This is a genomic window from Burkholderia sp. Ac-20384 (assembly GCF_017104605.1).
GTDB lineage: Bacteria > Pseudomonadota > Gammaproteobacteria > Burkholderiales > Burkholderiaceae > Burkholderia > Burkholderia lata.
This window is the reverse complement of record NZ_JAAGPE010000388.1, coordinates 1-7338: the sequence shown is the minus strand read 5'-3', so window position 1 is coordinate 7338 and position 7338 is coordinate 1. Positions and strand designations below refer to the sequence as shown.

The 7338-nt window shown below is 68.1% G+C and carries 8 protein-coding genes; 4 read left to right on the top strand and 4 right to left on the bottom strand.

Going from position 1 to position 7338, the window contains the following annotated elements; translation table 11 throughout:
* The first annotated feature begins 322 nt into the window (after positions 1-322).
* A complete protein-coding gene (gene ltaE, locus G3O00_RS37880; RefSeq protein WP_206146068.1) occupies positions 323-1336 on the top strand; it encodes a low-specificity L-threonine aldolase in 1014 nt (337 codons plus the stop codon).
* A 114-nt stretch (positions 1337-1450) separates the two neighbouring features.
* On the opposite strand, the gene G3O00_RS37875 is transcribed toward ltaE, so the two are convergent.
* Positions 1451-1663 carry a DUF1059 domain-containing protein gene (locus tag G3O00_RS37875; protein WP_011353793.1) on the bottom strand — a complete coding sequence of 71 codons (213 nt, stop codon included), beginning with the start codon at positions 1661-1663 and terminating at the stop codon, positions 1451-1453.
* Positions 1664-1857: 194 nt separating this feature from the next.
* Positions 1858-2763 carry an HTH-type transcriptional regulator ArgP gene (locus tag G3O00_RS37870; protein ID WP_011353794.1) on the bottom strand — a complete coding sequence of 302 codons (906 nt, stop codon included), beginning with the start codon at positions 2761-2763 and terminating at the stop codon, positions 1858-1860.
* 293 nt (positions 2764-3056) lie between these two features.
* Between G3O00_RS37870 and G3O00_RS37865 the strand changes: the two genes are divergently transcribed.
* The 3 genes from G3O00_RS37865 to G3O00_RS37855 all read left to right on the top strand — a co-directional run bounded on the left by G3O00_RS37865 (position 3057) and on the right by G3O00_RS37855 (position 5709).
* Entirely contained in the window at positions 3057-3710 is a 654-nt protein-coding gene (locus G3O00_RS37865) for a peroxiredoxin (protein ID WP_011353795.1), read from the top strand.
* A 139-nt stretch (positions 3711-3849) separates the two neighbouring features.
* Complete coding sequence (locus G3O00_RS37860; RefSeq protein WP_206146067.1) at positions 3850-4920, top strand: MBL fold metallo-hydrolase; 1071 nt, start codon at positions 3850-3852, stop codon at positions 4918-4920.
* Between the two features lie 129 nt (positions 4921-5049).
* Positions 5050-5709 (top strand): glutathione S-transferase family protein, encoded by a 660-nt coding sequence (locus G3O00_RS37855; RefSeq protein ID WP_206146066.1) that lies wholly within the window; start codon positions 5050-5052, stop codon positions 5707-5709.
* A 103-nt stretch (positions 5710-5812) separates the two neighbouring features.
* On the opposite strand, the gene G3O00_RS37850 is transcribed toward G3O00_RS37855, so the two are convergent.
* Positions 5813-6505, bottom strand: a complete 693-nt coding sequence (locus G3O00_RS37850) for a phosphatase PAP2 family protein (RefSeq protein WP_174933188.1) — start codon at positions 6503-6505, stop codon at positions 5813-5815.
* A gap of 427 nt (positions 6506-6932) precedes the next feature.
* Positions 6933-7338 (bottom strand): MFS transporter (locus G3O00_RS37845; RefSeq protein WP_206146065.1); only part of this gene is annotated, 406 nt, incomplete at its 5' end.

Sequence of the window (7338 nt, the reverse complement as noted above, 5' to 3'; positions counted from 1 at the left end):
CCTGCAGTGCATGTATGCAACCGGCAACCGCGTGCCGGTGCCGGGCGGGATGAGCGGCGGTGGCGGCGGTGGCGGGTATGGCGGTGGCGGATATGGCGGCGCACCGCGTGCGGCGCCGCCGATGCCGCCGGCGGGCGTTCAGCCGCCGCCGCCGCGTTACTGACGGCAGCCCGGGCGGCGTCGTGCGGCATGGCGCGCCAAGTGCGCCATGCGCGCATCGATCGCCGGTACACACACGCTGCGTGAATTGCGTACACTCTGAGTCTCGTTTCGGCAGGGCCGGGCGCATCGGTTCCGGTCCGCGTTTACTCAGGATTCAGCGATGATCGATTTACGCAGCGATACCGTGACACGTCCGAGCCAGGCAATGCTGGCCGCGATGACTGCCGCCGAAACCGGCGACGACGTATGGGGTGACGACCCGACCGTGCTGCGCCTGCAGGCGGTGATGGCCGAGCGGGCCGGCAAGGAAGCCGGCCTGTTCTTTCCGAGCGGCACGCAGAGCAACCTGGCCGCGCTGATGGCCCATTGCGAGCGCGGCGACGAGTACATCGTCGGCCAGCTCGCACACACCTACAAGTACGAAGGTGGCGGCGCGGCCGTGCTGGGCAGCATCCAGCCGCAGCCGATCGAGAACGCGCCGGACGGCACGCTGCCGCTCGCGAAGATCGCCGCGGCGATCAAGCCGATCGACAATCACTTCGCCCGCACGCGCCTGCTCGCACTCGAAAACACGATCGGCGGCCAGGTCTTGCCCGAAGGCTATGTGCAGGAAGCCACCGCGTTCGCGCGCAGCCGCGGGTTGTCGCTGCATCTGGACGGCGCACGCGTGTGCAACGCGGCCGTCGCGTCGGGCCGTTCGATCGCCGAGCTGAGCGCGCCGTTCGACAGCGTGTCGATCTGCTTCTCGAAAGGGCTCGGCGCGCCGGTCGGCTCGGTGCTGGTCGGCAACCGCGCGCTGATCGAGCGCGCGCAGCGCTGGCGCAAGGTGCTCGGCGGCGCGATGCGGCAGTCGGGCATTCTCGCCGCGGCCTGCCTGTATGCGCTCGACCACAATGTCGAGCGGCTCGCGGACGATCACGCGAACGCCGCGCATCTCGCCGCAGGCCTCGCGCGCATCGACACCGTGAAGGTGCTGTCGCACGCGACGAACATGGTGTTCGCGCAATTCCCCGAAGCCGATTGCGCGCCGCTCGAGGCGTGGCTCAAGGCGCGCGGGATCCTCACGCAGATGCTGTACGCGTCGCGCTTCGTCACGCACTGCGACGTGTCGCGCGCGGATATCGATACGTTCATCGACGCGGTCGGTGCGTATTTCGCGCAGCGCCGCGCGTAAGGTGGAATGCGCCGGCCGGCGGGGACGCCGGCCCGATGTGGCGCGAAGCAGGAGGTGGAGAGGCGACGGGGGCGACGTGGCAACCCGTCTGTCGATATCGGGCGAGCCGGCGGATTACGCTTGCCGGGGTGCATCGGCGGGCGGTGTGCCGTCGCGGAACAGCGCTTGCAGTTGCGTGCGCAGTTCGGCGCTGTCGGTGTGCTGGTGCACCAGGACCGCATGTTGCACGGCGGCCTCCAGCAATTCGTTATCGGAGTCGGCAGAAATCGCGACCGAGCAATTCATCGCGCTGGGAAACTCGCGGCAATCGATGTAGCGGCGAGACATGATGTTCTCCTTGCGGGAAAGGGCGCGGCCGGATGTGCGTGATCGGCCGCGCGGCGCGTGCGCGAGGCCGATGGAAAAAGTATAGGCGGCGCGGCGGGGATTCTCGTCGCCAGGTGTACCGCGTCGTCCACCGTCCACCGCCCACCGCCCACCGCCCACCGCCCACCGCGTCGACGGTGTCGCTCACACGCGCGTCACGGCAGCGGCGCGAGCAGCCGGCGCGCGGCTTCGACTACCCGCTCGGACAATGACGCCATCGTCGGCGACTGCACGGTCCACGCGTGCCAGTACAGCGTGACGTCGGTCGGATGCGCGGGCGCGAGATCGACGAGCCCTTGCGCGTCGAGCGGCGCACTGCCGATCAGCGGTTCCGGCACCATCGCGTAGCCGAGCCCGTGCCGCACCGCCGCGAAATGCGAATGCGTGCCCGGCACGTAGTGGCACGGGTACGCGCCCTCGGGCAACCCGAACTTCTCCTTCAGGAACGACGACTGCAGCGTATCGCGCCGCGAATACGCGACGACGGGCGCCTTGCGCGCGCTCGTGCGGTTCAGCCCGCGCGGAAACCAGCGCACCGCGAACGCGGCGGCCGCGAGCAGCCGGTAGCGCATCGTGCCGAGCGGCGTCGCGAGGCAGCCGCGCATCGGCTTCGGCTCGGTCGTCACGCAGCCGACCGCCATCCCGCTTTCGAGCAACGCGAACGTGTGGTCCTGATCTTCGACGATCAGCTCGAACAGGATGCGCTCGCCCGCGAGCACGGAGGTCAGTGCCGGCAGAAACCACGTGCCGAGGCTGTCGGAATTGAGCGCGATCGTGACGGAGATCGGCGATTCGCGCTCGGTCGCGAGCGTGCTCTGCAGGTCGGCCTGCAGCAGCGCGACGCGGCGCAGGTGCTGCAGCACGCGCTGCCCGGCCACCGTCGGGCGGCACGGCCGCGTGCGCAGCACGAGCGGCGTGCCGAGGCTCGCCTCCAGCGCGCGGACCCGCTGCGTGACGGCGGATGCGGTTACGTGCAGCCGTACGGCCGCCTGCTCGAAGCTGCCCGTGTCGGCGACGGCCAGCAGCGCGGCGGCCTGCTTAGGATCGATCGTCATCGACATGTCGGTGGAATTCCTGTGAACGTAAGACGAGAACAGCCGGTAGTGTAAGTCAGTGCGTCCCGGCGACCGGGTGCGGTGCAACGTCCTGCCGCATCGCATTCGTCGTCGGAATCGGCCACGGCACGACGGAATGTCGCACGCCGCATGCCGGTGGCGCGCGCATTTTGAACTAGGCTATATGAACGCGTGGAACCCGGCATGTGCCATGCCGGCACTTCGCGCGCGGACGTTCGCGCGTCGCGCGCAAGCCGCGGCGCCGGCGTCGTGACGATTCCCACTTGATGGAGACGAACATGTCGATTCGACTAGGCGAGGACGCGCCCGATTTCACCGCGGAGACCACCGAGGGAACGATCCGCTTTCATGAATGGATCGGCGACCACTGGGCGATCCTGTTTTCCCATCCGAAGGATTTCACGCCGGTGTGCACGACCGAACTCGGCTACATGGCCGGGCTCAAGCCGGAATTCGACAAGCGCAACACGAAGATCATCGGGCTGTCGATCGATCCGGTCAGCGATCACCGGAAGTGGGTGGCGGATATCGCTGAAACGCAGGGGCACGCGGTCAACTATCCGCTGATCGGCGACGACGAGCTGACGGTCGCGAAGCTGTACGACATGATTCATCCGAATGCGAGCGGCGGCCCGCGCACGGCGGTCGACAACGCGACCGTGCGCTCGGTCTTCATCATCGGCCCGGACAAGAAGGTCAAGGCGATGCTCGTCTATCCGATGAGCGCAGGGCGCAATTTCGACGAGGTGCTGCGCCTGCTCGACGCGCTGCAGCTCAACGCGAAGCATACGGTGGCGACGCCGGTGAACTGGAAGCCCGGTGACGATGTCATCATTCCGACGTCGGTGTCGGACGATGCGGCGAAGCAGAAGTATCCGGACGGCTTCCGGACGCTGAAGCCGTACCTGCGCTACGTGACGCAACCGAGCTGACGCGCCGGGCCGGCCGGATGCCGGCCCTGCAGGACCACGACGGGGCGGCCCGCGCGACAGCGGCAGTCGCGGCGCGGGCCGGACGACGGCAGCAAGCACACATCAAACAAGCATCCACCCGCGACGGAGCGACTTCGCGATGATCTTCCGGCAACTCTTCGACCCGCAATCGTCGACGTACACGTACCTGCTCGCCGACCGCGCGTCGCGCGAAGCGGTGCTGATCGACCCCGTGTTCGAGCAGGTGCGCCGCGACGCGGCGCTGCTCGACGAGCTCGGGCTGCGGCTCGTCGCGACCGTCGACACGCACGTGCATGCCGACCACGTGACGGGCGCGTGGCTGTTGAAGCAGCGCACGGGCAGCACGATCGCGATCTCGGCCGCGAGCGGCGCGCAGGGCGCCGATCGCTACCTGAACGACGGCGACCGCTGCGCGTTCGGCGCGCGCTACGTGACCGTGCGCGCGACGCCCGGCCACACGAGCGGCTGCATCAGCCTCGTGCTCGACGACGAATCGATGGCGTTCACCGGCGATTGCCTGCTGATCCGCGGCACGGGCCGCACCGACTTCCAGCAGGGCGACCCGCGCGCGCTGTATCGCGCGGTGCACGGCCGGCTCTTCACGCTGCCGGCCGCGTGCCTGCTGTATCCGGCGCACGACTATCGCGGGCTCACGGTGACGAGCGTCGGCGAGGAGCGGCGCTTCAATCCGCGTCTCGGCGGCGATCTGAGCGAAGACGATTTTGCGGGCTACATGCGCAACCTCGGGCTCGCGCATCCGCGCCAGATCGACGTCGCGGTGCCGGCGAACCTGCAGTGCGGCGTCGCCGCGAACGCGCCCGATGTGCAGGCCGCGCCCGACTGGGCGCCGCTCGTCTATACGTTCGCCGGGTTCTGGGAAATCGATCCGCAATGGCTCGAGGATCACCTGCCGGCGGTGCAGGTCGTCGACGTGCGCGAGCCGGACGAATTCACGGGCCCGCTCGGCCACCTGCCCGGCGCAACGCCGATTCCGCTCGGCGAACTGGCCGCACGCGCCGGCGAGATCGCGCGCGACCGGCCGGTCGTGACCGTGTGCCGGGCCGGTGGGCGATCCGCGCAGGCGACCGTCATTCTGCTGAAGGCCGGCTTCGATACGGTGGCGAATCTAGGAGGCGGGATGCTGCGCTGGCGTGCCGAAGGCCGCGTCGTGATGGACGGTCGGTCGTAGCGGTCCGAGTCAGTCGTACTACAAAAAAATTCCGTGCCGCTGTCGAAACGGCCGCGTGCCGTTCGTCGTCAAGGTATCCGATCACGTGGCGCCGCATCGCGCGGTGCCGAAACCCTGAGAGACCGCACGATGATGCCGACGCTATACGCCCATCCCTTTTCGTCTTACTGCCAGAAGGTGCTGACCGCGCTGTACGAGAACGGCACGCCGTTCGAGTATCGCGTGCTCGCGCACGACGATCCGAAGCCGATGCAGGAGCTGACCGCACTGTGGCCGCTGAAGCGCTTTCCGGTGCTCGTCGATGCCGGCCGCACGGTGGTCGAGGCATCGATCATCATCGAGTATCTCGGCCTGAACCATCCGGGCCCCGTGCGCCTGTTGCCCGACGATCCGCACGCGGCGCTCGAGGTGCGGATGATGGATCGTTTCTTCGACAACTACGTGTCGACGCCGCAGCAGAAGGTCGTGCACGACGCGCTGCGGCCGGAAGCCGAGCGCGATGCGCGCGGTGTCGCCGATGCGCGTGCGATGCTCGACACGTCGTATGCGTGGCTTGACAAGAAGATGGCCGATCGCGAATGGGCGGCCGGCGACCGCTTCAGCCTCGCCGACTGCGGCGCGGCGCCGTTCCTGTTCTACGCGGACTGGACGCACCGGATCGATCCGTCGTTCGCAAACGTGATTGCGTACCGTCGGCGTCTGCTGGCGCGGCCGTCGTTCGCGCGCGCGGTCGACGAGGCGCGGCCGTTTCGCTCGTTCTTTCCGCTGGGTGCGCCTGATCGCGACTGACCGGCGCGGCTGATGCGCGGCGCGCGGATGCCGCGCATGGCCGGCAGCGCGTGCCGGGGCGACGGCGGAACGTAAGCAGCGGCAGCATCGCGGCGTCTCCCCGTTACATCGTGTGGGTGGCCGACTGCGCGAGCGTCAGCAGTTCGTCGAACTGCGTGATCAACTCGAAGCACAGCAGGAACGCGAGCGTATAGGCCGGCGCGGGAAAGCGCCGGATCGCCGCCAGCACCTGTGGCGCGAAGCGCGAGCGGATCGGGTCGCGCGTCAGCAGCCACGCGATCGCGATGCCGATCGCGGCGCCCGCGATCAGGTCGGTCGGGTAGTGAAAGCCGAGATACGCGCGCGGCACGCAGATGAACACGACCGCATACACCAGTGCCAGCACGCCGACGCGGCGCGCGATGATGAAGATGCCGGTGGCGATCGCCATCCACAGCATCGCGTGATCGCTCGGAAACGAACTCCATGCCTGCAGCGTGGCTGCGCGCAGTCCTGCGGACGGGAAGTGCAGGTGCAGGTCGGGGTTGTAGATCGGCCGCACGCGGAACGGCAGCACCTGGGCGAGCAGCCGGCCGAACGCGAGCGCGATGAGCCCGCTTGCGATTGTCGCGACGACCAGCTCGCGCTGCCGCTCGCGGTTCGGGCCCGGCTGGAACCACAGCCAGCACAGCACGGGGATGAGCACGAAGCCCTTGAAGGTGTACAGGCCCGCAATCACGCGGATCGCGTGATTCATCAGCGGACCGAACGTGATGTGGGTGAGGAAGATCTGGATCGTAGTGTCGAAATTGTTCATGTCGTGCGACCCCGGCGGACCGCAGTGCATGGCATGCGGCCGGCAGGATCTGGAAGCGCGCTCGCACCGGAGCGCAACGGGGGGCAAGTATGTCACCCGTTATTTCGAAGAAAATGCGAAAAAATACCGGGAATCCCCTGATAAAACGGGGCTGTGCGGTGGGGCCGGATGGGTGAGCGCCGCATGGCGGGGCGCATCGAATCGTCCGACGTTTTCGCATCGATGCGTACGGTCGCCGGAAAAATAATTGGTTGAACTGGACATTCGTTCGAGCCGGTGCGGACCTTGCGCGGGATGGGCGTTTTTCATGCCGAATGTGCACGAATCTGCCGGGCTGCGCGGCGTCATGCGTGCGCCGATCGAAAATAAAAGAAAAGGCGGGCAAGCCCTTGTGGGCCTGCCCGCCAGGTGTGTGCGGCGCGGAAATTCAGTGGCGCCAGATCCGCACGGCGAGCGCAGCCAGCGACGTGACGACGGCCAGCGCGGTCACCGCATTCCAGCCCAGTTGCGCGAGCAACAAACTGCCGATCGCGGCGCCGGCCGCCATCCCGATGAACATGCCGACGAACAGCACCGCGTTGAGGCGGCTGCGCGACGCGGGGTCGATCCGGTAGACGATCGCCTGGTGTGCGATCAACGTGGCCTGTACGCCGAGGTCGAAGCCGATCGTCGCGACCGCGAGCAGCACGAGCTGCGCATGCGGCGACATCAGCGGCGCGGCGGCCATCGACGCGAACGACACCGTCGCGATGCCGATGCCGATGCGCGTGACGCGCTCGGGGCCGTGATGGTCGGCCAGGCGCCCGGCGATTGGCGCGGCCAGCGCGCCGGCG